Source organism: Candidatus Nitrospira neomarina (assembly GCF_032051675.1).
Classification (GTDB): domain Bacteria; phylum Nitrospirota; class Nitrospiria; order Nitrospirales; family UBA8639; genus Nitrospira_E; species Nitrospira_E neomarina.
This window is the reverse complement of record NZ_CP116968.1, coordinates 38,561-62,772: the sequence shown is the minus strand read 5'-3', so window position 1 is coordinate 62,772 and position 24,212 is coordinate 38,561. Positions and strand designations below refer to the sequence as shown.

Here is a 24,212-nt window from a genome sequence, read left to right as displayed (position 1 = left end):
AGGGAGGAAAAGCGCTAATCAGACCTATTGTGATTCCCTGGATTTATTAAAAGGAACCCAGACGGAATTAAGTCGTTCGAAGATAGGTTCCCCTCAGGATCGGCGGGGGATACCCGAGCAGAGAACGGACACGCTCCTACCTTGACGAGTTGAGCCAGGCAGTTCTTCCGGTTCCTTCCCGTCACTTGTTAAGACGGGTTTACGACTCATCGAGTTACCTCAAGGAAAGAGAGTGCATGAGGTGCGGAACAGGGCATGGTGACAAGATCAGAGGGGAACGCAGGCTCCTTTCCGATAACATTCAGCGTGTCACGAATGCGGTCTGAGCCTTCCCAATCACTCCAAAGCACGTCTTCCAGCTCAATCATCCCCAGGCGTTCCGGAACGCGCTGGAGCAATTCGGAAGATACATCTAATATGGGCATTTTCTGATATAACTGACGAAGCATGCGACCCTCATGAGTGCTCCCGATGGCTTTTCCTAATCGCTCAAACCGTTCCATGATGACAGGAACGTATTGCCAGCCAAGCTTCCAGATGGTGGAAACTTTCCCCACGATCACCGACGTGTTCCAGAGTGCGCCTTTGGCCATGGCATTGAGGGCCTGGACGTGGTCGAGTTGCTCATCAAAGGAATCGACTTGCCGAACACAGGATCCTCCACTCCAACCCAACACCCCGCCCACATTCATCCAGCCAAAATCCAATTCAAGATGAGTGGGGCGTACCCCCAGCAACAGGAGGCGATCCTGAAGGATACGACTCCCGCGTACGGCACGCCGAACCATTTCCAGAAAACGATTTTCCGGAAATACAAAATGGTCAGAAGGAAAGATGACCACCGTGGCACTTGGATCCCACGCCCGGAGATAGGTAAGAGGGAGAAACATCCCGGAGGCGGTGCCGCAATAGTTCGGTTCAAGAATCACTTGTCCTGCCCGCTGACCTCCTAAGGCCTCACCTGCGAACCCTTGATGGGTTTGGGCCACCACCGTGATTTTTTGATGAGGAGCCCCAAGGCGATCCGCCCGGTCTAAGGTGTGTTGCAGCATCGACCGGTTTCCCACGAATGTGCAGTACTGCTTGGGTTTAGGATAGCCTAACCATCGTTCAATAAACGGGCGCGTTCGTTCCCCCTCCCCACCGGCGAGAATAATGGACCATAAGGCATGGGATTGAGACATAGGGCGGAGCTCCTTCCTTTTGTATGTAGGAAAAAATTGTATAAAAGCTATGTTGTCATGAAAGCTATGAATTTACCTACGCGGTCCCTGATATAGAAGTAAGAGGAATATTGGGTATTATTCTAGGAAACCAAGAAAGTTCTCTTAGGGTTCTGTCAGATGTCCGAATCAAAATACCGAGTCTATCCCTCCTCCTTAGTCATCCCCGCCGTTACCAGCAGACCCAGCTTCAAGAGAGATGAGAAAAAAATTCTTGATTCGTCAGAATTCCGGCGTGGGGATGAGAACCCATTTAAATTAAACCGGTTGCATCAGCAAACGGGCTTTAGGCAGTCAATTGCGGGCCTTCAGAATCCTCGGACAAAATCTCCCTTGCGGCTTTCAACCAACTGGCTAAAGTCGGGCCACGAGGCTCACCTCCCCGCTGGGAGATCTCATGGGCCCGATTGTCAATTTTGATCTCTAGCGAATCAGTAGAACCATCGTTCCTTACGTCCGTGTTTTCATTGACAGAAACTGGCAGATTTTGCATTTCTCCCTCTTTGTTGGACACGAATGAAAAATCTTTCATTGGATCAACCTCCGCCTTGTATTCCCTTGATATCATGGTCAGCTCGATATCATCTTCAAGACAGATGAGCAGAATTCTGACAAATTCTTTCCTGCGTCGATCAAACCGGATTGAACATTCATGGATGAAGAGATAGATATACAATCGTTCAATCCCGTGTGGCTTGTCGCGGCCAAGACAGCGCACTCTTTTTGGCACATTCAGTGTCGTGAAGCACGAGAAGCGTCACAGACCTTCACCTCCTTTCGATAGGACACAGGAGATAACACTCATCTCAGTGGATTTCAGGCTTCCACCGGTTTATGAATGACCTCACCACATTCCCGACAAACCAGGTGCCCCGTTTTCTCGCCTTGAATGTTGATCTGTTCGTCTACCAGGCGTTGATGGGCGCAGACTTCTCTCCTGGCGGTTTTTAGGGTTCCATCCACACGACCGGCCTTATGTTCATGAATGCGTCCCTCTTTACATCCATCAGCTCTAGCCGGAATTCCGTCTTCCATTAAGTCACATGGAATCGAGAGGCTGCCTCTGCCTTGACCCCATCGTTTTGCAAGATCTTACGGCAGGCTTGTTGAACAGAAACGAGATGAAACGGCTTGAGGAAAAATCCTTGAGCACCTTCCTGCACCATCCGCCGGAGCAATGGTTCCTCCGACGCGCCCGACATCATGAGCACCGGCATCTGATATCCCAGCCATCGTAGTTCATCCAGCATCGTCCGCCCATCCATAATGGGCATGTGCATATCCAATAAAATTCCATCCACGCAACGGCCGCCCAATAGATCCAGGCCTTCCCTCCCATTTCTCGCAACTAGCACCTCATATCCCCATTCCTGAAGAGCCTGATCCAACAATCCGGAGATGGAAGGATCATCATCGACCACCAACAAACAGGGACGGACTTCCTGACCCTGAGCCTCGGTCTCGACAGTCGACACGCTCGGCGATGTGGTTCGGAGCGTTTGAAGAATTTCCAGACAGGAAGGACAATAGGTTTGTGCAGGCTCGATATCAGAGAATGTGAGTTGATGCCTGGACAAATAGGCATCCAACACTTGCCAGGCCTCTGTTCCGTCCCCCCCCTCAGAGGGGTCATGAACCCGTTCACACCAGGCACAGGAAAACACAAATTGGGAGGAAGGCGAAGAAAACGGAAGGCTATGCCGTAAGACTTCTCCCCGGGAAATGACTCCGACAAGTTGCCGATCACGAACCACTGGCATCCTCAAAACCTGACTGTGAAGCATCCCCTTCATCACGACATCGAGCGGATCCTGCTCAAACACATATACCGGCGTGGTCATGGTGTCTTCGACCCTGAGTTCATCCAGAGAATTCACGCGTGAACAGGCTTGTAACAGACGAAGTTCGGTCACGACCCCAAGAATCTCTCTGGTGGAATCGACCACCGGCCAGCCGCTGTATTGCCCGGAGAGAAATTGCAAAGCCAGACCCTTTTCAAAGCGACCGGGTCGAAGAGGAACGGCTGCGCTGTTCATCAGATCTTCCGCCAACGGAGAAGATGAAAATAGGTGGTTCATCCGAGAGCCTCTCTTTCACATCGGTTTCAACCATAGAAACCATCAGAGTAAAGGGGGTTTTTGCCGCTAAGGTGAGCGAGTAAGATACCGATCGACGTCACAAAAAAGAACTAGGGAAACCCCTAGTCCTTTCCGGAAAAAATCCTAGGATAAAGTGGGGAGAAATGATTGGAATCGTCTACTTCTCAATCAAGCCGTGGGCAACCGCAAACTGAGTCAATTCTGGAATGGTATGCATCCCTAACGTCTCCATGACCTTGGCTTTATGAAATTCCACCGTCTTGGTGGAAATATTGAGGAGGCTGGCCATAGCTTTGGTGGAACGGCCTTCGGCAATCAACTGCAAGACTTCCCTTTGACGAGAAGTGAGTAGCTTAAACAACGATTTTCCCCCTCCCAGAAAATCCTTAAGCGAGGCCTCCCCCCGCAGGGCAAGAGGCGTGACATACCGGCGGCCCGCCAACACCGTCTTGACCGCCAATTGAAGTTCAGAACCGGCAGACCGTTTCATGAGATATCCAGAGGCTCCGGCCTCAAATGCCGCGGTAATATAGGCGGAATCCGCATGCATCGTCAGAAAAATAATTTTACAACGGGGAACAAGTTTTTGAAGATGGCGTGCCGATTCCAGCCCGTTTAAACTCGGCATCGAAATATCCATAATCACCACATCCGGGTTCAGATGTGAAGCGACTTCAAGCAGCGATCGTCCATCTTCCACTTTCCCCACGACCTCGCCGAATTCCTCCACAAGCTTTGCCACCCCCTCCAGGACCATGGGATGATCATCTGCCAACATAATACGCGGAAGGTCCCTTGAGGATTTCCCGTCACATGAGCTGGGGTAAGGATGTGAGACCGGCAACGGCAACTTGACCCTTCAAAAAATTGATACCTGTCTGAATGGGGTAGGTAATACCAACAAGCGTGGGCACATCACCACTAGGAAAATCCCTAGTTTTCGAGAGAAATATCCCTGGTGTAAAGAATTCACCAATTCTCTATTCCGGAGACACGAGACCATGGGTAATGGCATATCTCGTTAATTCCGCCGTGCTTTGACAATTCAACTCCCGGATAATCTTGGCTCGATGAAATTCAATGGTTTTGGGAGATACATGTAACATCGTCGCCATCTCTTTGGTGCTGTGGCCTTCGGCGATGAGTTGCAATACTTCCCGCTGCCGAGGCGTGAGAGAGTTTGCCTCAGCTGGAGAGGCCGGCATTTCCTGAGTAATGGTACCCAGAAAATCCTTGGCAATGGCCGGGGTCACATAGTACTGCCCTTTCATTACGGCATTGATAGCTTGCATCAACTCTGAAGCCGCAGAACGTTTCAAGAGAAATCCGGAGGCCCCGATTTGAAAAGCTTCCTTTGCATACAGAGGGTCCGCATGCATGGTCAGAAAAATCAGCTTGATCGATGGAAGTAATTTTTTCAGTTGACGGGCGGCATCCAGTCCATTCAATTTTGGCATGGAAATGTCTAAGACGATGACATCCGGTTCCAACTTCTGAGCGGCCTGGAGAAGAGCTCGTCCATCCTCCACTTTCCCGACAAGGTCACAGCCCTCCGTGACCAGTTTGGCCAGGCCTTCCAGAACCAATGCATGGTCATCGGCTAATACTATACGAGGTCGGGTCACCATGGAACTTGTCCTATGCTATTGATGCAAAGCCATTACCTTGACCATGAAGACATTCCTCAACTTTTTCCATGCCCTGCCTTGCCAACCTCAGCACCTGCCCCTCATTCCCGACAATCGGTAATTGAAAAATACCCTTGAGGAACGGGGAATCCAACTATTCTGGAGCCTGGCGTCATGAGCCGATCTTTGCCACACACTACTCGTGTTGTTCGCTCTCCGGAATTGAGACCGTCACGGTAGTGCCATGGCCAGGCTGACTCTCCACCGACAGGGTTCCACTTACCAGACGAACCCGTTCTCTCATGCTGACAAATCCCAAACCTCGCGAAAGAAGCCCGTCCACCTCAAATCCTTTTCCATTGTCGCGAATTGAGAGAATAATGTCCTGTCCTTCCCCCAAAAGGAGATGGACGGCCGAAGCCTGAGCATGTCTTACCACATTTCGCAGGCTCTCCTGTGCCACACGGTACAGACATGTGCCCACCGCTTGGGAAATTCTTGGTGCTCCTTCAGGCAACTCACACGTGACCGAAATCCCTTCCCACTTCTCAAAGTCTTCGCACAACGAGCGAAGAGCCGAGCCCAATCCAAGGTCATCCAGGATCGACGGATGATATTGGTAGGCTAAACGCCGAATATCATCGGACAGATCCCCGACATTGGCATAAAGCTCATGAAGCTTTTGCGAAACAGGATGAATTTCCGGAAGATCATTTTGTGCTGATTGCAGTTTCAAACTCATCAGCGCGAGCCGTTGATTGACATCATCGTGCAGATCACGGGATAGACGCCGGCGCTCCTCTTCCTGCGCAGTCAGGAGTTGGGCAGCCAGTGAGCGAAGCTCCAGCTGTTGTATTTCCAGGCGCTGAGAGGCTTCCTGAAGAATGGTTTCCGCTTGTTTTCTTTGTGTAATATCCGTGGCAATTCCACAGAGCGCATAGGGTTTTCCTTTGGGAGTCGTCAATAAAAATTTAAACACATGTTCGGTGTGTTTTCCATCTGAACGATCCGATATTTCATCGGATTCATAGGCCTGCCGGGTTTGAAGAATGGTTTGGTCAATTTCCCAAAATCGCGAAGCCCGTTCGGAGGGAAAAATTTGCATATCGGTTTTGCCCAATATCTCCTTCTCCGACAGACCCGCATTCTTTTCGAACTGCCGATTGACCTTCAGATACCGACCTTCAAGATCCTTGAGCCATATGGAGACCGGACTATGATCAAGAATCGCCTGAAGCTGCTCTTTGCTTTGTTGAAGCAGCTGCTCAGTGTGCTTGCGCCTAGTGATATCGGTGCCGGTCACAATAAAATATTCCACACCTCCGTTTTTTTTGTAGCTGGCGGTCGTGTTCCACTGAATCCAACAAAGCTGACGTGCCTTATCCAGAATGGCCGATTCAAAGGTGCAAGGGAACCGGCCTGTTTTGTAAGCCTCCAGCACCTCTGTGGCTCCTTCTTTGTCATCTTCCGAAGGAGTCAGGAGATTCCAGAATGGCTGTCCCTTCAAGTCTTGAAACGCGTGCCTGACCCTCTGCTCAGAGGCCCGATTCATGCGAAGAATTCTCCATTGGGGGTCCAGGATGATCACCAGGGCTCCTGTCGTATTTAACACATTGGCAATGAACCGCTGTTCGTTTTTTAACGCTCTTTGCGCGTTCCGTTGTCCCGTGAGATTAATCCCTGTCACGATCACAAAGTCCACCCTACCCTGGTCGTCCTTGAGCACCGCATAAGACCACGCAATCCAGCGCCGGATATTCTCCTTCGTGACCCAATAATTTTCCTGAAAAGTCGGGGCCTGGCCTTGGAGAATGGCCTGAAAATATTCCTTCACTTCCTCCACCCCCACCATGGGCGGTTGGAGTATATCCCAAATGAGCCTATGGCGGACTTCTTCAAATGCATACCCCGTCAGCCTTTCACAGGCGCGATTAAACCGGATGATCTGCCCGTGGCGATTCATGACCACCACCAAAGCACCGGCAGTGTCCAAAATGGCCGTAATAAATTGCTGGTCTTTTTTCAGCATCTCCTGAGCGTGTCGACGTTCGGTGACGTCCCGTAGCACGACGGTGAAGAGCTTTTTGCCTTGTTCTTTAACCTGCACTTGTGAAATGGTCGCTTCGATAGGAAATTCCTCTCCGCTGGTCCGGAGTCCGAAAATCTCCATTGCCCCACCCATCTGACGGAAGGGCTTCGGGTTCCGGCCAAATTGTTGAAAATGTTCCTGATGGACTGCACGAAACCGCTCCGGAATAAACCGCTCTATCGGTTGTCCAAGGGCGCTTGAGGCAGGACAACCAAACATGTCTTCCGCCGCTTTATTAAACAGGACAATTCGTTGACTTTCATCGATGGTCACGATGGCATCCATGACTCCGCCCATCACGACCGCCATCAAGGCCCTTTGCTCATCCTGCGCGCATTCGACTTGCTCCTGTATCGTGACATCCTCCACCGCGATTCGAAACACCCTTATCTTACTTGAAGGTTCCTTGCTCTCCAGACAGCCTTCTAATCGGACCCGACGGGGATTGTTGGAATGCTGCAGAGTGAGAAGATCGGAACGGGGCGTGCCCGGGGTCTGCCTCAGAAAATCCAAATACCGTTTAAACGCCCGTTGATCATCCGGGATGACATATTGTTCTAACTTCTTATTGAGGATATCTACCCGTGACACACCCACCAAATGGCAAAAAGTCAAATTGGCCTCTAGAATGCGGTTATGGCCATCATCAAGGGTCACGTATCCTACCCTTGAAAAATCAAACAATGCGGCATACCGATTACGTGTCACCTCAAGCTCTCGTTGGGCCTGACGCAACTCTTCGTTTTGCATTTCCAGTTCGATTTGATGGACCTGGAGTTCATGCACGAGGTGCTGGACCTCCTCCAGCGTCATCTTTTTTACCTGCTCGCGGGTGGTCAACAGCCCTGTCACAGCTTTTCGACGTAAAGGATGACTTCCCGTAGCTGGTTTATTCTTTGGACTCATGCCTTTGCTTCTCACTTTGCGCGAAGGCGGATAGCAAGACTTGCCTTGCCTGTCTCATCTCATGCCCGAGGGTTTTTATCGGACATCCACCCTCACTAAATTCTTGTCATGCCTATGCAACCAGGAATCCAGTTGTGACACGAATTCTTTCCAAAGATTTTGCCAATTGGGACGATGATTGCATTCATGGGCAAATCCATTGGTGACGTTCCGGGCCCTTTAAAATAGCCGAAGGAATGATGGGTGAGGTTCACCATCCATCAATTTAGGCTTATTTCAGGTGTTGGTAAATCCTTTACTGCCTCAAATCCAACGATGGAAAAGCTAGCTGAAGTCCGGGAAATTTATAAGAATCAGGGATGATCTTGAATGGGGATGAAATCTGAGGACGTGATCGTGAAACTTTGGATTGCTCCGTGACAAGACTCCGAGGGGAGCCCATTTTGGGGAAAACAATTTTCCTCTTCGGTTTTTCGGGAGGTCTTTGGAATTGCAATAGCTTTTTTCCAATAGCTAGGGAAGCTTTCCCCCTAGGGGTAAATTTTGAAACACCTCGCCAAAGTTTTAATCATAGGCATTTTGGCTCAAAAGGTACAGCCCTCTGTCTTTGCCCCTCCTATATGCCCCTCATTCCTTCACCTTGCGACGCATGGCATCGTGCATTCCTCTTCCTCCGTATGCGATTGGGGTCCTCGCTCACCAGATCACGAGAATGACAGAGACGCGACATGTCCTAACCGTCATGAAGCGTGAGTCATCAGTCTCTTAACCAGGGTAATTTTTCTTATTTCCTAGGGCAAACCCTAGTTCAAGCCATAGTGCGTTTAAGTTAACCTGGTCGCTTTGATTTCTTACACGTCCGGAAACATTCCCGGATGGACCATTCTATTTTTTTTCCCAGGGAGGTGTGTCATGAAGTCTTCATTCCTGTTCGGGGGGTTCGTTGCCTGCCTTGCGATGGTGGGATTCGGTTACTCAGATGCGGATGCCAAGAGGCTTTTCAACAAGGGAGTCGAAAAGGCCACGGCCGAAATCGCCGGTTGTACCGATCCCGAGATTCAGGGAAGAGCGACTCTGAAGGAACGTTTCACCGAGGAAGGCATCAAGGAAGTGGAAGTCTCCATGTTTGTGAAGGGATTGTCGGATGGCAAACATGCGGTCCACATCCATGAAGCCGCCGCCTGCGAGCCATGTAGCGCGGCCAAAGGCCATCATGATCCAGGAGCCATTGAACTTTACAGCGGCAACCCTAATGCACCGGACAGCCCTCATTTCAATCACCCGTTTCATATGGGAGACCTCGTGAATATTGAAGTCCGCAATGGGATAGGTGTCATGCATACCACCACGAACCGGATCACGCTCTCGGAAGGGCGCCTCAGTATTTTTGATGAGGGTGCGGGAGACGATGCGGATAGCGCATTCATCATCCATACCAACCCAGACCTCTATTGTGACCTGGTGGGGGAGGATGAATTAGTTGCGGGCTGTGCGGGTGGCCCGCGGGATGCCTGCGGCATTATCGAACCCGTCACTCGCCCTGATCGCTAACAAGCATCCGGTGTTGACGGGAATCTCACTCCATACATCCTCTTCGATAGCCTGTCCCAGACATATATTTTTCGTATGTCGAATGGATCCAGGGTGAGGAAGACTGGGACCAACTGTTCGAAAGCTCTGGGGAAAGATGCTACAGTACGCAGGCAGTTCCACTGACATTTGCTTCTTTCCCCGTTCTTTTCTCCGCCGTACCATGCCTGGTTAACTGTATTCCGGTTCAAGGTTTCGTCGCTGGTTATTTTTGGTTTCGCCCCATTCCCAAAGGGATTGGGCATTCTTTTGCTGCCCAAATTCCTCAACATTCTTTCCGTCCCGAATCCATATTCCGGGTTTGGCATAAGGTTTGATAGATCCTCTTTGTTATTGGATTCATGTTCTCCCTCGCTCACAAACTGAGACGGCATGCTGAAAGGGGTTATACATTTTATTGCTTTAGGAACATACCTTGGGAAAAAACTGATACCGGGAGGTGACATGATGGATTGTTCCCGCTGCCATGGGTTGATGGTCATGGATACCTGTCTGAATATGGAAAATATTCATAACACTGTGTGGATTTATGAATGGCGATGTGTAAATTGCGGGGAAATCTTTGATGTGCAAACCCTATCCAATCGCAAACATGGCCAAGACAAATCCTCCCCCAAACATGCTCAAGAGGTTGCCTAAATGGCTTCATTTACCCAGCGGATGCACTATGAATCATTTGCTTAGCCTTCTCCAGCGGAATGGGAGCCTCGCCCTGCTGATCTTGGGGATGGGGATGAGTTCGGCATGGGCTCAGGAACAGGATGTCTTAGCCGGAGGGAGGCACCTCTTTCAAAAATTCTGCGTATCCTGTCATGGAACCCAGGGCAAGGGAGACGGTCCTCTTTCTGCATCTTTGAAGCCCAAGCCGGCGGATCTGACCAGGTTATCAGCCAACCATGGTGGATCATTTCCCTTTTGGCACGCGTACCGCACGATCGATGGGCGCGATCATATTCCGAGTCATGGCACGCGTGATATGCCGGTGTTTGGAATATGGTTCCGAATACCGGATGATGAAGTCTCGATTGAAACGGAGTGGGCCGACCAAGTACGAGGGCGAATCTGGCAATTGCTGTCGTACCTGGAATCTATCCAGGAGCCATGAGGATGAAGACTCTGACCGTCCATAGATGAAGATCCCCACAGTTAAGCGAGCAGGAGGACATCATGCATCAACCACACAAATACCTTGGGTTTCTCAGTTTCATCCTCATCATGGCCTGGCCCATTCTGGTGTTCAGTCAAGAAGTTCCAGGCAACCCTCGAAATGGGCAAGTCCTGTTTGAAAAACATTGCGTGAACTGCCATGGACCAAAGGGGGCAGGTGACGGGCCGGACACCCAATTCTTGTTGGTACAGCCCGCGAATTTTCACTCGTTGGAATCACGATCAAAAACCGATTGGGAATTGATGACTGTGATTACCTATGGAGCCGTATTTTCTCCCATGCATGGGTGGTCAGAGCGCCTGACGGAAGATGAGCGCTGGGATGTCTTGCGATATATCAGAATCCTTGCTCCCTTTAATCCCATTGCCAAACTTCATCCTTCAACAGAGAGGCACGGATAATGTCTCAACCACTGTCTCCAGGGAAGCGGTTTATCATTCATTTTTATATTTCATATTAAGGAGGTTCAGCCATGTCAGATATGTTAAAAGTGATCGAAGTGTTAGCAGAATCAGACAAGAGTTGGGAGGATGCGGCTTCGTACGCCGTGACCAAAGCAGCCAAAAGCGTGCACGGCATAAAATCAATTTACATCAAAGATATGGAAGCCAAAGTGGAAAATAACAAGATCACCAAATATCGAATTAACGCGAACATATCGTTCCTGCTGGAATAGCCAGAAACAAAAGGCAGATGGCTTCCCGCTCCTTGTCATGCTGACCCATTCGACAAGCCTGCCATGAGCGCAGTCGAAGGGGCTCAGGGCAAGGTTCACTGAAGGATGTGGCTGAGCTATGGTGCCGTCAACTTGGGCACAGGTCCTTTGCTGGATCTGTTGAAAAAAGCCGCCAGCGGCGTGCTCGCCATTTTCCCGTGCTCACGTACTAAGCCTACGCTCCGCGCGAAAAAACGGCTGCGGCCTTGCTGGACGGACTTTTTTGAACCGACCCGGAGCCTTTGATGAGTAATTTAATCCTGGGCAAATTTGCCCTTAAACATCCTTTTTATTCAACACTCCTTTGCTTGAAGCTCAGGCTGACAACCGGCTATTGACACACATGGACGGCCTTGAGGCTTCAAGAGGGTGGGAGCATTTTCCCCATGAGGCGGATATGGGGATTCGTGGTTTCGGAATCACCAAGCCCCAAGCCTTTGAACAGGCTGCCGTAGCTCTGACGGCTGTCGTGACGGATCCCCGACAGGTCGATCCTCTGATGGAGCGCCATTTCACCTGCGACGCGCCGGATGATGAATTATTACTGGTCGATTGGCTGAATGCCCTTATCTATGAAATGGCATGCGGTCACATGGTATTCGGCCGGTTTGACGTCACGATCACGGATCATCACCTCAAAGCCATTGCGCGAGGGGAACCAATCGATCGAATCAAACATGAACCAGCCGTAGAAATCAAAGGGGCCACCTATACCGAATTATCGGTCCGGCAAATTGAGGGAAACGGCTGGGTTGCCCAATGTGTCGTGGATGTCTAATGTTGTGAGTGAAAAATCGCATGCATGGTGAGCCGACTATGTCAGGGCACCGATTGATCCACTCTTCTTTTTTGCGGCAAACCGTATGGACCTGAATCTCTTGTCCCGTGTCTCTGCGTATGAGTGGCACATTCCTCAGAAGGGAAGGATGCGGGTGCCGGGAATTATTTATGCAGATGAGTCACTCATCCGTGACATGGATCTGAAGGTGTATGAACAGGTCGTCAATGTGGCCACACTCCCGGGAATTGTCCAAGCCTCGTTTGCCATGCCCGACGCTCATTGGGGCTACGGGTTTCCCATAGGCGGAGTCGCTGCCTTCGACCCTCAACAGGGCGGGGTGGTGTCGGCCGGCGGTGTGGGGTTTGATATTTCCTGCGGCGTACGGGCCCTCTATACGGGTTTACGGACGGAGGATATTACTCCTGTGAAAGAAAAACTGGCAGACCTCTTATTTGCACAGGTGCCCGCAGGCGTGGGGAGTACCGGTCGATTGCACCTGAAACCCAAGGAAATGGATGACATGCTCGCCGGAGGCGCTCAATGGGCGGTCCAACGAGGCTATGGGACAGCAAAAGATTTATCGCACATCGAAGAGCACGGCTGCATGACCGGGGCAAAACCCGCGTACGTATCCGATCAGGCCAAGAAGCGCCAGCAGGACGAAATGGGCACGTTAGGATCAGGGAATCATTATTTGGAAATTCAGGAGGTCGTGGAAACCTATCACGATCCCTTGTCGGAAAAACTCGGGATTCATTCCGGAGATATCCTTGTCAGCATTCATTGCGGATCCCGAGGGCTTGGGCATCAAATCGGCACCGAATACCTCAAGAAAATGGTGGTGGCGGCAAGCCAGTATGGCATTACATTGCCGGACCGCGAATTGGCCTGTGCCCCGATCGACTCCCCCTTGGGGCAGGAGTATTTAGGGGTCATGCGAGCGGCGATGAATTGTGCCTTAGCCAATCGTGAAATCGTCACGCATTTAGTGCGCCAAGCCTTTTCGGAAATTTTTCCTCAGACATCCCTGCCGCTGCTCTACGATGTGTCACACAACACCTGCAAAATGGAGGAGCATCAAATCGGCGGCCGGAGTCGGCGCGTCTTTGTCCATCGGAAAGGTGCCACGCGTGCGTTTGGTCCGGGACATGCTGCCATCCCTCCTGATCTCCAAGCTTTCGGTCAACCAGTCCTTATCGGGGGAACCATGGGTACAGCCTCCTATCTTTTGGTCGGAACGAAAGAAGGCATGGGTTTGGCCTATGGGTCCGCCTGCCATGGAGCAGGGCGCAGTATGAGTCGTCATCAAGCCACCCGCCAATGGAAAGGTCAGAGGGTGATTCAGGAATTAGCGGCTCAGGGAATCCTGATCAGAAGTCCATCCGCACGGGGGGTCGCCGAAGAAGCGCCGGGTGCCTATAAAGACGTCACCGCCGTGGTCGATGCGGCTGAACAGGCGCACTTGGCCCGTAAGGTAGCGAAAATGCGCCCGTTAATCTGCATTAAGGGATAAGAGTTTGACCATCTCAAACAACTGTACCAGGGACGCCGCCATCGCATCGTTCATCAACACAAGCATCAAGACAAGGGGAAATTGGTATGGATCACGCTCAAAGGGAACAGAGTCTTCTCAAGGTCTTGGAAGCCTTCACGAAAGGGTTGACCTCCTTAAAGGAGGCCATGGCCCTCGTCCATTCCGCGAACGATCATCTGCCGTCAGGCGAACAAAGAAAAACCATTCAAAAAAAGATTGAAGAAGCGGAACGGATGATACAGGTTGGTCATGCAGCCATGGGGCAATCCCTGGGCTTTCAACTCTGTCACTGCACATGGCCCCCTCAGGTGATGGCCAGCAGCCACTATTCAAATGAAACAAAGGTTGAACAATTCACCTGTCCCATTTGCGGGAAAACACTTTCGCTTTCCGGTCGACAGGCACCGGGTACGGCAATGACCGCCTTCGACCCTTACGATGTGTATTGAGTGGCCATGCCGTTTTACTGGTTTTGAAATATAAAAAAGGAACGTCATTGGTATGAAACCTCCTGCCTCATCACCTGAATCCTACATCCTCTGGTTTGAAGAAATTGGCTTACAGGATATCAGTCGAGTGGGAGGTAAAAATGCCTCTCTTGGCGAAATGTACCGGGAGCTCACTCCCCAGGGGGTCAGGATTCCCAACGGTTTCGCCATCACGGCTGAGGCCTATCGCTATGTGCTTCGTGAGGCCGGACTCGACACCAAAATCCAACAGATCCTGGGCGACCTGGATACCGGGGATATGTCCAACCTCCGTCAACGAGGGCGACAAATCCGACAGGCGATTATTGGTGCAACCCTTCCTCCAGCAATCGAACAGGCCATAGAGGAAGCCTATGCCCGACTGAGTACCCAATCAACCGAAGGAGCCGACGTCGCCGTACGAAGCAGTGCGACAGCGGAGGATTTACCGGATGCCAGTTTTGCCGGACAACAAGAAACCTATCTCAATGTGCAGGGCCATCAGGCGCTCCTTGAAACCTGCAAGCGATGCTTTGCGTCGTTGTTCACCGACCGGGCCATTTCCTATCGAGTCGATAAAGGGTTCGACCATCTCCAAATCGCCCTGTCTATCGGGGTGCAACAAATGGTGCGTTCCGATTTGGCCTCAGCAGGCGTGCTCTTCACGATTGATACGGAAACCGGCTTCCCCGATGTTGTTCTGATTAACGCCTCCTATGGGCTTGGGGAAAATGTCGTGCAAGGCGCCGTTAATCCTGATGAGTATTATGTCTTTAAGCCCACCCTCAAGCAGGGGTTTCAGCCCATTCTTCATAAAATTGCGGGAAGCAAGGAATTCAAACTGATTTATGATATCGGGGGAAGCAAGATGGTCAAAAACGTGCCGGTCTCCCCCGATGACCGAAACCGTTTTGCCATGAACCATGAGGAAATTCTGACATTGGCCCGATGGGGTTGCCTCATTGAAGACCATTACAGCGAGAAGAAAGGCCGAGTGTGTCCCATGGACATCGAATGGGCCAAGGACGGACAGACAGGGGAGCTGTTCATTGTCCAAGCCCGGCCCGAAACGGTTCAGTCCAGAAAAGATCCCGATGTGATGGAAACCTATCACCTGACCAAGCGGGGACAGGTTCTCATTCAAGGCCGGAGCGTGGGAGAGAAAATCGGTCAGGGCGCGGTTCGGGTCATCACCCATGTCCAACACCTGCAGGACTTTCGAGAAGGAGACGTGTTGGTTACAGACAAAACCGATCCGGACTGGGAACCGATCATGAAAAAAGCGTCGGCCATCGTAACCAATCGAGGAGGACGGACCTGCCATGCGGCGATCGTCAGTCGGGAACTCGGTCTTCCGGCCATCGTCGGGGCAGAGCGGGCGACCGACGCCCTCAAGAACGAGCAATCGGTGACGGTGTCTTGTGCGGAAGGTGACACCGGGTTCGTCTATGAAGGCCGGCTCCCATTTGATGTCGAGCGGGTTTCTCTGAAAAATTTGGGTCATCCCCGCACCAAAGTCATGATGAATATTGGAAATCCTGAAGAAGCCTTTTCGCTTGCCGGTATTCCCAATGACGGCGTCGGGTTGGCTCGCCTAGAATTTATTATCAGCACCTTCATAAAAATCCATCCCTTGGCGTTGCTGGAGTATGGCCGAATAAAGGATGCCGGCGTAAAAGCTGAGATTGATCATCTCACCACGGCCTATCCCGACAAAAGGCAATACTTTATCGACAAACTCGCTCAAGGGGTCGGGATGATCGGGGCAGCCTTCTACCCCAAAGACGTCATTGTCCGCATGAGCGACTTTAAGTCGAACGAATACGCGAATTTAATTGGCGGCAGGGCTTATGAACCGACAGAGGAGAACCCCATGCTCGGATTTCGTGGCGCGTCCCGCTACTACGATCCCCGTTACCGGGACGGCTTTGCCTTGGAATGTCAGGCCATGAAAAAAGTCAGGGAAAAGATGGGACTCACGAACGTGAAGCTGATGATTCCATTTTGCCGGACAGTTGAGGAAGGCAAAAAGGTTCTCGAGGAAATGGCCAAGCAGGGACTGAAACGTGGCGACAAGGGCCTGGAAGTCTATGTGATGTGCGAAATTCCCAGTAATGTCATTCTGGCCGAAGACTTTGCCGGGATCTTCGATGGATTTTCCATCGGCTCAAATGATTTGACACAGTTGGTGCTGGGCGTGGACCGGGATTCAGAAATTGTGGCTCATGTGTTTGATGAGCGTAATCCCGCAGTCAAAACATTCATCGCCCAGGTCATAAAGGCCGCGAAGACCAAAGGGCGGAAGATCGGCATCTGTGGCCAGGCCCCCAGTGACTATCCCGAGTTTGCGCAGTTCCTGGTGGAACAGGGCATCGACAGCATCTCCTTGAATCCCGATGCTATTCTCAAAACCACGGTCAAAATTCTGGAAATGGAACAGTCTTTAAATAAGAATTGATCCTAAGACGCCGCCATCGAAAAGGTTGACCAAGAAGGAGGATGTCACGCTCCCACGTACCCACCAAAAGAGAAAGGAGCCATAGACGCCATGTCACATCATGAATATATGACAATGACCGAAGCGTCAAAGGGATTAAGAAGCCGGGGCTTTACCACCAACTTTACCTTTCTTCATCATACCTTTTGAGCTATAGAAAGCTGGAAGACGTTCAAACCGGAAGAACTCTTAATCCGTGAGCATCATCGGTTTGAAGGCATCAGTGATTCCGATGATGAGTCGGTGGTGTATGCCGTCGAAACGCATGATGGTTTGCGGGGAACCATTGTCGATGCCTATGGCATCTACGCCAATTCGGAACTTGAGGCGTTTTTGGAAAAGGTCAACATGCAAGAAGAACGGTAACAAGCCTAAGAAGGAGAATATGTGAATTTCAAATACTCCTGACATGTTCGGGAACGCTCCAGCAGTTCATGCTCATTGCTTGCCCCCAGACAGACATAGCCTAATTCATAACTATAGCTTTCCTGGTTGGGCAACTCTGACAGTCGCATGCCTTCTTTTACATGAATATTGACAAGGCTCCCGGGAAACCGCTCTTTCACCAGTTGAATTTCTTTTTCACCCGGAACATGTTTCAGGACCGCATCTTTATGAGCACGAAGAAAAAATTTTCCCGCACAACCAAACTCCCCTTCCCTATGCGGAAATTCCGGTTTCTTCCCAAGTGCCAGGTCAATCATGACCTCATGATGAGATGCGCCATCGACTTTTCGAAAAACATCGCAATGCGATTGAGAGATACGCGGATTGATTTCCAGCAGCCAGATACGGTCATGGGGTTCATCGTAAAAGAACTCCATATTGAAGGGAGCCTGGTCATACTTTAGATGTGTCATAATTTTTTGAGCCACGTCCCCCATCCGGTTTTGTATACGTTTGGGCAATTGCGAGGGATATTGGTATCGGGCAAATGTGGAGCGATTGGGCTCCCTGATGGAATCAATCACACCATAGACCTCGACTTCCCCCTGATACACATATCCTTCAAGCGTGCATTGCCGTCCTGAAACAATGGATTCAGCAATACACCAGTCCCCACCAATACCCGCAACCGATGGAGGCAAAACAACCTGGTCGAGAAAATAATTGAAGGGTTCGGCAAAGTGGGAAAGTTTTTGCCGGATGATCTCAATGGCCTTCTCAAATTCCTTGTCGTTATGAATACGAAACCCCAATTGCGAGGCAAATGCTTTAACCGGCTTTATCCAACATGGAAAGGCCAAATCGACCATGGACCGTGGATTGGTTTCAAACGGGTTGACCGCACAGAACTTTGGAATGTCCGTGAGTACCTGCTGTTGCTCCACCCGGCTCCAATACTTGTGTTCACATTTCAAGACACTCTCAAGGGTTGGCCCTGGCAACCCCATCTTCTGATTCAGAAACGGGACGAGGCAGGTCGTGGGGAAATCCCAATATCCCACGATCCCATCAATGGTCCCCGTAAACAGTTTCAGCTTTTTTTCGGCTGTTCCTAGCAATTCATCGGGATCGTAGTGTTCCCGCCTTTTCACCTCCTCAACCGATAGCAGGGAATGAAATTCATAGGATTTTTTCGACCCGATCGGCTTGAGCAAGGCCAGGTTAAACTCATCCAGGCCTATGACAAAAATATTTTTGGGCATCGACATTCTTTCCGGGAGCTTATTAAACGGTTAATCGCAGAAAGGGCGTTGAAATCTTTCGTCATTGCCTTCAGCGAAGCCCAGGAGGACCTTTTAACCCGGTACAGCCATGTACATCATTGGGCTAGCGACCAATTACACCTTTCTTTCAATCGTGTTGGGAAAAGTCGAGGCCCACCCCACCAGAGAGTAGCCTGGAATCATCCGAAAAACTTTCAAAGGCATTTCAAAGTCACTTTTCGGTAACTACTTTACTTTAGTAACTGGTTACTTATCTTAACCTAAAAAGCGGGCCGTGGCAAAAATGGTTATAATGTAACTGAAGGTGACAAAATGGGAGAATGCGAACGCTGCAAAGGATTCATGGTGAGAGACAGTATTTTTAACGTGGACGGACAATTTTTAGAAATTGAAATGGGAAGATGCCTCAATTGCGGCCATGTCGTTGATCTCACTCTATTGAAAACCCGTCAAGTGGAAAAGAGTAGCGTGACAGCTAAGCAAGAAGAGGTCCTGGTCTAAACACCTTATTTGTATCGATTCGATTTGGTCTCATGAAAACAGGAAAGGGAATTGCCGATGGCAGAAATTTTCGGAGAACTTAACTTTCAGTACTTTCTCATGGGCATGATCCTGGCCGGACTCTTTAGCGGACAGTGCTTGGCAGCCAGGATGATCCCGTTATTCAGGCGGAGACTAACGCAACATCCCAATGGATGCCGGTGATTAGTGTGCCTAAAAAAATCGCCCTTCATGAATTCGACCAAGAAGGAAAATTCATGTATTGGGTAAATCATTTTCTGCAGGAATCTGTCCGGCTAAAAGGGAGGTAATGATGAACATGATTCGTCCGACTATCCAACATAGAATCCACCGGCTCGGCGGACTACTTGCTCATATTGGGCAGGGGGCGATTGTGAGCATGATCTTGGCTTTCTCGTTGGGAAACCCCTATCTGCTTCATGCTGAAACCGCTCCTCAGGCCATGACCAAAGAACAGGCCATAAAATTGGGAGAAGACTTCGGCATCATCGTCGGAGAAGTGGACGAAGAAATACGGGATTTTCTGGGCTTAGAGCGCGCAAAAGGCGTGGTCGTTTTTGAGGTGATCGGGGGAAAACCTGCGGCCCTTGCCGGCATAAAACCCCGCGCCCTCATCAAGGAAATCAATTCTGTCGAGGTGACCACCCTGGAGGATTTCGGCCTGGCTCTACAGGACGCGTTGCCCACAGAAAATTTTTCCGTGGCAACTTATGAACCGTCTGACCCCGACAACCAGGGAATCAGCGGCGGAATTAACTTTCACTTTGTCCGAGTTGAAAAAAGTTAAACCGGCTAGCGTTCATTTCCGAAATCGGGAGCGGACTTCACACTTAAAAAACCGAAGGTGGCGGGATTGTTAAAACCAGAAAAGTACCTTCCTAGCCGGATTCCTTCAATTCTCTCCCTTTCGACTTAATCGGCTGCAGTCCTTTTTCGTCCGGGAGAATCCTCAGCTCAGGAACATTTCCAGCGAAAGCTGTTCGGGTCTGGCCGGACATACATTCCCTCCATTGCGGCAGATCGCCTTTCCACGACAGTCAAAGCCCCGGACGATATCACGCATTCCTTCCAGCAAGTGGTTGGGTGATGAGGATTACTTGGCAGATGACTTTCAGACTGGTTTAGAGACAAAATTGTCTCACATTCCCGAGGGAAATTCCCATGTCCTGTTGATGCCAAGGCCTTACACCCTTTGGCGAGAACCATGTTCACCTAATTTTTCCGTTCAGTTTTTTCTTTTTTGGAGGGAGAAATCCTGGAATATTGAGCTACCGTTTTTCTTCCTTTTGTGTCTTTTCCCTGAATGTTGGTGTTTGCGGTCTTTTTGGTCTCAAGATCCTGCCATCGGCCAGCCAATGTATTAATTTGATCAAGAATCGTGGTGAGTTCCCGTCCCTCTGTAGTGAGCCCATAGGTCACCTGGGGAGGAATGGTCGGGGCTTGGTGACGAAAGATAATTTCAGCCTTCTCCAACGACCGCAATCGCTCGGTCAACATTTTTGAGGAAATACCCGGCATTTGGCGCTTGAGCTGGCCAAAACGGGTTTCCCCATTGTTATGCAGGCGACAGAGGATATAAATCGTCCACGGTCCGGCAAGAACACGAAGAAGAGAATCCAACGGACATCCGAAGGAACTGGGAGGCAATTTCATGGTTACTTTATAGTACCTACTTTACTTTTGTAACTAGTTACTTATCATAACTAGCATGGGATTAAGGTGCAAGTAACCGCTTCCAAAAGGAGGAAATAATTTCATGACAACTGAACAGATGGGTGCAGAGATGATGAAATGCCAACGGTGTAAAGGGCTGTTAGTACGAGATAGCATTTATAATCTCGAGGGGCAGTTTCACCATCTGGAAGTATTGAGGTGCCTCAACTGCGGAGAAACGGTAGATACGACCATTCTCAAAGCCCGCGGAATGATAAATGACCAGAGTGGAAAAAAGGAACTCCAGCTTGCCTCAGGGTACGTCAATTGAAGGAAATGTTCGACGGGATCCGGTTGGGAGCACAACCCAGAATCCAAACTGGAAGAGGGACTGGAATAAAGGGATTTTCGGTTATGAACATGAAGAATGAGTGGAATGACCAGAGCGAAGAATTTGCTTCATACGCTAAGCACGAACGATTCGGTTGGAAGTGAAATTGTGTGCAAGAGAAAGCGAGGACACCATGGCATCAAGTGAATTCCTCCATCAACCCTTGCAACGATCGGGAAAGAAAAACCGGGTCTTGAAAAATTACTCCCTCCAGCAGGATGGCCTGATGTATTCATCCGGTACTTCTCCGGAATTATCAACCTCATTTCAGTCTTTTCGCTCATCTTTTGAGGAACAGGGCCCAAAGACCGGCAATAAGATTCCAGACTCCTATCCTGACGAATTCATGGAACCCACCCATCCATATCAGGAAGATCCCGTGACCGCTAATATGACGATCCCTCTCTTTTTGAAAGACATTGGTCGGGTCCCGCTGTTGACACGAGATACCGAGCTCCAGCTTGCTCAACAGATCAAAGAGGGAACCAATAATTTAGTCTTGACCCTTTTCAGCTTACCCGTCATCCTTGTTCGTCTCCTTGCGTTTCGAGATCAATTACGCACAGGAGACCTCCGTGTCAGTGATCTGGTCATCATGAGTTCCGCAGCTGAGTCAGAAGGCGAAACTCCTGTATCTGAAACCCGGCACGAGGCAGGACAAAATTTCCACAAGACTCTCAAGCATCTGGATGCGATCGCCCGGTTAGCCAAACCATTTCTGTCCCATTTTGCACAACGTCTGACCCTGCATGGCTCCGCACCAGATAATTTCCGTACTTCTGCCTCCTTCAAAAAACCTATTCAACAATTGATAAAAAGAATAGATGCCTTGAACTTGCGCCCCGACGTACAGGAAACCCTGATTCAGGGAATTCACCAGATTAAAGAAGAAATTCTCACCCACCAACGGGTCTTGGAAACCAGCGGCAGCAAACAACCCGGGAATGCCTCCAGAAAAGCTCTGGCACGTATTCGGGAGATCGAAACGTCTCTTATTTTGATGCCGCACCTGGAATTTTTGTATTCCTGTGAAATCCTCGAGCAGACCGTCGCCCAGGTTCATCAGGCAAAAGCCAAAATGGTTGAAGCCAATCTGCGCTTAGTCGTGAGTGTGGCCAAGCACTACACGAACCGGGGGTTACATTTTTTGGATTTAATCCAAGAGGGCAACATTGGGTTGTTGAGAGCGGTCGATAAATTTGATTATGCACGTGGCTATAAGTTTAGCACCTATGCCACATGGTGGATTCGACAGGGCATCACCAGAGCCATTGCCGAAAAGGGGAACACTATTCGAAGGCCCGTACATATCTATGAGATTACCCAAAAAATTAAGAAGACCTCACAGCATCTTACTCAACGATTGAGACGAACGCCCACTCTACAAGAACTGGCGGAAAACACCGGGCTACCGGTTGCAAAAGTGCAAGGAATCTTGGAGGGCTCCCATGATCCCGTTTCCCTGGACTCCCCCTTAGATGAACATGGTGAGGGTACACTCGGAGATATACTTGAGGACCACGAAGCGCCTTCACCCTTAAAGATTTCGGAGGAATACAGCTCGAAAGCCGCCATCTCCCGCCTCCTTAAAGCGTTGAGCCCACGAGAGGAACGCATCCTTCGCATGCGGTTTGGCATCGGGCACGACGAAGAATCCACATTGGAAGAAATCGGACAAAGCTTAGGGGTCACTCGAGAACGGATCCGGCAGATCGAAGCCATCGCCTTAAAAAAATTGCGGGAACCGATTGTTCGACAACAATTGGAGAGTTTACTAAACAATTAAGCCTCTTCATTTCGTTTAAGCGTCTTGGTTTCGTTTGACACCTGACCAATGTTTTTATCCGCGGGGGGAAAGACACACCTGTCACTCCCTAAAGACGAAAAACAGAATCTCCGAAAGACTCAGCAGCCGTTAGACCCTACCAACAATGACTTCTCCCACCAGGGCCAAGAAGCTCTACATGTCTGTTCTGGCCATAGTGGTTGTATGCTTCGAATATCCTTCGAGCCGAACCTCACCACATGTTTTATTTTTCTAGAATGCCCCACCTTCCGCGGCATCGTTTTCTGATGGCCGGAAAAAACGAATTGAAAAATTTACACTGCACGTCGGGATAATTTCTTATCTTTCCTTCAGGCCCCTAACTCTTTCTTAACCGAATATCCTGCATTCACAGATACGGCGTTCTGTTTCGAGGGAAAATCGAATGCCCCATTTACTGAAACCTTTTCTCCAACAGTGTTCTCTGCAACAAATTGAAAGGTACCTTTAATCCTACTGGCTTCTGGAGATATGCGGTCAGGAGTGAAATTATCCAAAGTAATCGTTCCCTCCGTATTCGTTTGATAGGGAATGGATTGCCCTTGTTCTACCGCTTCTACCTGCACATCAAAATGCTGTCCCACCATGAGAGGATCGGGTGTCATCAGGTTATAGTGGCCAGGTTGGGCTCCATCAGGTATTCGAAATATGATGACCAATTCTCTTCTTTCCATAGCATCTGTGGGTAGATTGTTAAAAAGCATATAGTAACCGGGACGATTTCCGGTCACGGGATCCCGTTCCTTCGGTGGGAGGTAGGTCACAATTCCATCTCCCGATATTTCGGCATGAACAGCCCCGTCTACATTGGCCATAAATCCGGGGTGTTCACTCATGGACTCGGGATGACTTTTATCGGTGGATGAATCGGAACACCCCACGAGGAATCCTGTCGTGAGAATAAAACTCAGTATGGTCAACTTGAAAAATTTTATCATCATGGTTTTTCCTCTGTCCTTCCCCGATCATACCGCTCTTCGACAGACCTCATCCTGTTGCATGATCGAGGCATTGATGGGTAAATGACATATTGTTCACTGAGCTCGTTGCAGTGCAATCATAAATTCCTCCTGAAGGTCAGGCTCACTTTGGATCGTGTGAAAAATGAAATTATAGTCTTCAACAGAAAGCCCATGATTCGTGACAGCCTGAGTCATTTTTTGGTTGGCTTCCTCTTGCAATACGTCAGCCTGATCCGGCTCGGATTGAATAATCCGCTGTGCATATGTGCTACTCAGCTCAGACACTTCTTTGTACGCTCCTGCAAAAGGCTCAAGATTTTTTCGAACCATTTCCTCAGGGGCAGATTGGGAAAATCCATCAGCGGCAGGTAGAACAGCCGCTGGCATCACTAAACAGACGCCGACGAAACACGCCATAATTCTAAAATTTTTAAAACTGGATTGTGGTGATTTCATAGTCCTCTCCTTTTGAGTTAATTAATGAATATCATA

The 24,212-nt window shown here is 49.8% G+C and carries 24 protein-coding genes; 13 read left to right on the top strand and 11 right to left on the bottom strand.

Translation table 11 applies throughout. The features are described 5' to 3' along the window. Positions 1-206: 206 nt before the first annotated feature. From PQG83_RS00310 to PQG83_RS00280, 7 genes are all read right to left on the bottom strand, one after another. Positions 207-1,184 (bottom strand): sugar phosphate nucleotidyltransferase, encoded by a 978-nt coding sequence (locus PQG83_RS00310; RefSeq protein WP_312745390.1) that lies wholly within the window; start codon positions 1,182-1,184, stop codon positions 207-209. A 325-nt stretch (positions 1,185-1,509) separates the two neighbouring features. After that, complete coding sequence (locus tag PQG83_RS00305; RefSeq protein WP_312745389.1) at positions 1,510-1,953, bottom strand: hypothetical protein; 444 nt, start codon at positions 1,951-1,953, stop codon at positions 1,510-1,512. A gap of 86 nt (positions 1,954-2,039) precedes the next feature. Beyond that, a complete protein-coding gene (locus tag PQG83_RS00300; RefSeq protein WP_312745387.1) occupies positions 2,040-2,258 on the bottom strand; it encodes a hypothetical protein in 219 nt (72 codons plus the stop codon). Continuing rightward, entirely contained in the window at positions 2,258-3,301 is a 1,044-nt protein-coding gene (locus PQG83_RS00295) for a response regulator (protein WP_312745385.1), read from the bottom strand. The genes PQG83_RS00300 and PQG83_RS00295 overlap by 1 nt, the downstream gene beginning before the upstream one ends. 178 nt (positions 3,302-3,479) lie before the next feature. Further along, entirely contained in the window at positions 3,480-4,100 is a 621-nt protein-coding gene (locus PQG83_RS00290) for a response regulator (RefSeq protein ID WP_312745382.1), read from the bottom strand. Between the two features lie 202 nt (positions 4,101-4,302). Beyond that, a complete protein-coding gene (locus PQG83_RS00285; RefSeq protein WP_312745380.1) occupies positions 4,303-4,950 on the bottom strand; it encodes a response regulator in 648 nt (215 codons plus the stop codon). Between the two features lie 196 nt (positions 4,951-5,146). Then, positions 5,147-7,945 carry a sensor histidine kinase gene (locus PQG83_RS00280; protein ID WP_312745377.1) on the bottom strand — a complete coding sequence of 933 codons (2,799 nt, stop codon included), beginning with the start codon at positions 7,943-7,945 and terminating at the stop codon, positions 5,147-5,149. 912 nt (positions 7,946-8,857) lie between these two features. Here PQG83_RS00280 and PQG83_RS00275 point away from each other — a divergent pair. The 9 genes from PQG83_RS00275 (at position 8,858) to ppsA (ending at position 16,658) form a co-directional block, all read left to right on the top strand. Continuing rightward, positions 8,858-9,496 (top strand): superoxide dismutase family protein, encoded by a 639-nt coding sequence (locus tag PQG83_RS00275; RefSeq protein WP_312745375.1) that lies wholly within the window; start codon positions 8,858-8,860, stop codon positions 9,494-9,496. A gap of 483 nt (positions 9,497-9,979) precedes the next feature. Then, entirely contained in the window at positions 9,980-10,174 is a 195-nt protein-coding gene (locus tag PQG83_RS00270) for a hypothetical protein (protein ID WP_312745374.1), read from the top strand. 28 nt (positions 10,175-10,202) lie between these two features. Further along, positions 10,203-10,640 carry a c-type cytochrome gene (locus tag PQG83_RS00265; RefSeq protein WP_312745371.1) on the top strand — a complete coding sequence of 146 codons (438 nt, stop codon included), beginning with the start codon at positions 10,203-10,205 and terminating at the stop codon, positions 10,638-10,640. Positions 10,641-10,702: 62 nt separating this feature from the next. Next, entirely contained in the window at positions 10,703-11,104 is a 402-nt protein-coding gene (locus tag PQG83_RS00260) for a c-type cytochrome (RefSeq protein ID WP_312745368.1), read from the top strand. A 71-nt stretch (positions 11,105-11,175) separates the two neighbouring features. Continuing rightward, positions 11,176-11,379 carry a dodecin family protein gene (locus tag PQG83_RS00255; RefSeq protein ID WP_312745365.1) on the top strand — a complete coding sequence of 68 codons (204 nt, stop codon included), beginning with the start codon at positions 11,176-11,178 and terminating at the stop codon, positions 11,377-11,379. Between the two features lie 382 nt (positions 11,380-11,761). Further along, the gene (locus PQG83_RS00250; RefSeq protein ID WP_312745363.1) at positions 11,762-12,196 is read left to right on the top strand and encodes an archease; all 435 of its coding nucleotides are present in this window, start codon (positions 11,762-11,764) and stop codon (positions 12,194-12,196) included. Between the two features lie 85 nt (positions 12,197-12,281). Beyond that, positions 12,282-13,712, top strand: a complete 1,431-nt coding sequence (locus tag PQG83_RS00245) for an RtcB family protein (RefSeq protein WP_376753544.1) — start codon at positions 12,282-12,284, stop codon at positions 13,710-13,712. A gap of 86 nt (positions 13,713-13,798) precedes the next feature. Next, complete coding sequence (locus PQG83_RS00240; RefSeq protein WP_312745358.1) at positions 13,799-14,182, top strand: hypothetical protein; 384 nt, start codon at positions 13,799-13,801, stop codon at positions 14,180-14,182. A 52-nt stretch (positions 14,183-14,234) separates the two neighbouring features. Continuing rightward, positions 14,235-16,658, top strand: coding sequence for a phosphoenolpyruvate synthase (gene ppsA / locus PQG83_RS00235; protein ID WP_312745355.1), 2,424 nt, complete (start codon positions 14,235-14,237; stop codon positions 16,656-16,658). A 410-nt stretch (positions 16,659-17,068) separates the two neighbouring features. Here ppsA and PQG83_RS00230 read toward each other — a convergent pair whose 3' ends face one another. Beyond that, a complete protein-coding gene (locus tag PQG83_RS00230; protein ID WP_312745352.1) occupies positions 17,069-18,346 on the bottom strand; it encodes an ATP-grasp domain-containing protein in 1,278 nt (425 codons plus the stop codon). A gap of 363 nt (positions 18,347-18,709) precedes the next feature. Here PQG83_RS00230 and PQG83_RS00225 point away from each other — a divergent pair, with 363 nt between their 5' ends. After that, complete coding sequence (locus PQG83_RS00225) at positions 18,710-18,868, top strand: hypothetical protein (RefSeq protein ID WP_312745349.1); 159 nt, start codon at positions 18,710-18,712, stop codon at positions 18,866-18,868. A gap of 319 nt (positions 18,869-19,187) precedes the next feature. Continuing rightward, a complete protein-coding gene (locus PQG83_RS00220; protein WP_312745346.1) occupies positions 19,188-19,676 on the top strand; it encodes a serine protease family protein in 489 nt (162 codons plus the stop codon). A 425-nt stretch (positions 19,677-20,101) separates the two neighbouring features. Here the strand turns inward: PQG83_RS00220 and PQG83_RS00215 are convergent, their stop codons facing one another. Next, entirely contained in the window at positions 20,102-20,542 is a 441-nt protein-coding gene (locus tag PQG83_RS00215; protein ID WP_312745343.1) for a winged helix-turn-helix transcriptional regulator, read from the bottom strand. A gap of 103 nt (positions 20,543-20,645) precedes the next feature. Between PQG83_RS00215 and PQG83_RS00210 the strand changes: the two genes are divergently transcribed. Further along, a complete protein-coding gene (locus PQG83_RS00210; protein ID WP_312745341.1) occupies positions 20,646-20,873 on the top strand; it encodes an LIM domain-containing protein in 228 nt (75 codons plus the stop codon). Between the two features lie 193 nt (positions 20,874-21,066). Then, positions 21,067-22,719 (top strand): RNA polymerase sigma factor RpoD/SigA, encoded by a 1,653-nt coding sequence (locus PQG83_RS00205; protein WP_312745337.1) that lies wholly within the window; start codon positions 21,067-21,069, stop codon positions 22,717-22,719. Positions 22,720-23,069: 350 nt separating this feature from the next. Here the strand turns inward: PQG83_RS00205 and PQG83_RS00200 are convergent, their stop codons facing one another. After that, complete coding sequence (locus PQG83_RS00200) at positions 23,070-23,699, bottom strand: hypothetical protein (RefSeq protein ID WP_312745335.1); 630 nt, start codon at positions 23,697-23,699, stop codon at positions 23,070-23,072. A 93-nt stretch (positions 23,700-23,792) separates the two neighbouring features. Next, positions 23,793-24,176: a DUF4168 domain-containing protein gene (locus tag PQG83_RS00195; RefSeq protein ID WP_312745333.1), complete on the bottom strand. Its 384-nt coding sequence runs from the start codon at positions 24,174-24,176 to the stop codon at positions 23,793-23,795. Positions 24,177-24,212 lie beyond the last annotated feature (36 nt).

Excerpts from the sequence above, each read along its gene's own strand:
- PQG83_RS00310 (WP_312745390.1), bottom strand. The coding sequence starts at position 1,184 with ATGTCTCAATCCCATGCCTTATGGTCCATTATTCTCGCCGGTGGGGAG.
- PQG83_RS00300 (WP_312745387.1), bottom strand. The coding sequence starts at position 2,258 with ATGGAAGACGGAATTCCGGCTAGAGCTGATGGATGTAAAGAGGGACGC.
- PQG83_RS00295 (WP_312745385.1), bottom strand. The coding sequence starts at position 3,301 with ATGAACCACCTATTTTCATCTTCTCCGTTGGCGGAAGATCTGATGAAC.
- PQG83_RS00290 (WP_312745382.1), bottom strand. The coding sequence starts at position 4,100 with ATGTTGGCAGATGATCATCCCATGGTCCTGGAGGGGGTGGCAAAGCTT.
- PQG83_RS00285 (WP_312745380.1), bottom strand. The coding sequence starts at position 4,950 with ATGGTGACCCGACCTCGTATAGTATTAGCCGATGACCATGCATTGGTT.
- PQG83_RS00280 (WP_312745377.1), bottom strand. The coding sequence starts at position 7,945 with ATGAGTCCAAAGAATAAACCAGCTACGGGAAGTCATCCTTTACGTCGA.
- PQG83_RS00275 (WP_312745375.1), top strand. The coding sequence starts at position 8,858 with ATGAAGTCTTCATTCCTGTTCGGGGGGTTCGTTGCCTGCCTTGCGATG.
- PQG83_RS00270 (WP_312745374.1), top strand. The coding sequence starts at position 9,980 with ATGATGGATTGTTCCCGCTGCCATGGGTTGATGGTCATGGATACCTGT.
- PQG83_RS00265 (WP_312745371.1), top strand. The coding sequence starts at position 10,203 with ATGAATCATTTGCTTAGCCTTCTCCAGCGGAATGGGAGCCTCGCCCTG.
- PQG83_RS00260 (WP_312745368.1), top strand. The coding sequence starts at position 10,703 with ATGCATCAACCACACAAATACCTTGGGTTTCTCAGTTTCATCCTCATC.
- PQG83_RS00255 (WP_312745365.1), top strand. The coding sequence starts at position 11,176 with ATGTCAGATATGTTAAAAGTGATCGAAGTGTTAGCAGAATCAGACAAG.
- PQG83_RS00250 (WP_312745363.1), top strand. The coding sequence starts at position 11,762 with ATGGACGGCCTTGAGGCTTCAAGAGGGTGGGAGCATTTTCCCCATGAG.
- PQG83_RS00245 (WP_376753544.1), top strand. The coding sequence starts at position 12,282 with ATGGACCTGAATCTCTTGTCCCGTGTCTCTGCGTATGAGTGGCACATT.
- PQG83_RS00240 (WP_312745358.1), top strand. The coding sequence starts at position 13,799 with ATGGATCACGCTCAAAGGGAACAGAGTCTTCTCAAGGTCTTGGAAGCC.
- ppsA (WP_312745355.1), top strand. The coding sequence starts at position 14,235 with ATGAAACCTCCTGCCTCATCACCTGAATCCTACATCCTCTGGTTTGAA.
- PQG83_RS00230 (WP_312745352.1), bottom strand. The coding sequence starts at position 18,346 with ATGCCCAAAAATATTTTTGTCATAGGCCTGGATGAGTTTAACCTGGCC.
- PQG83_RS00225 (WP_312745349.1), top strand. The coding sequence starts at position 18,710 with ATGGTGAGAGACAGTATTTTTAACGTGGACGGACAATTTTTAGAAATT.
- PQG83_RS00220 (WP_312745346.1), top strand. The coding sequence starts at position 19,188 with ATGATTCGTCCGACTATCCAACATAGAATCCACCGGCTCGGCGGACTA.
- PQG83_RS00215 (WP_312745343.1), bottom strand. The coding sequence starts at position 20,542 with ATGAAATTGCCTCCCAGTTCCTTCGGATGTCCGTTGGATTCTCTTCTT.
- PQG83_RS00210 (WP_312745341.1), top strand. The coding sequence starts at position 20,646 with ATGACAACTGAACAGATGGGTGCAGAGATGATGAAATGCCAACGGTGT.
- PQG83_RS00205 (WP_312745337.1), top strand. The coding sequence starts at position 21,067 with ATGGCATCAAGTGAATTCCTCCATCAACCCTTGCAACGATCGGGAAAG.
- PQG83_RS00200 (WP_312745335.1), bottom strand. The coding sequence starts at position 23,699 with ATGATGATAAAATTTTTCAAGTTGACCATACTGAGTTTTATTCTCACG.
- PQG83_RS00195 (WP_312745333.1), bottom strand. The coding sequence starts at position 24,176 with ATGAAATCACCACAATCCAGTTTTAAAAATTTTAGAATTATGGCGTGT.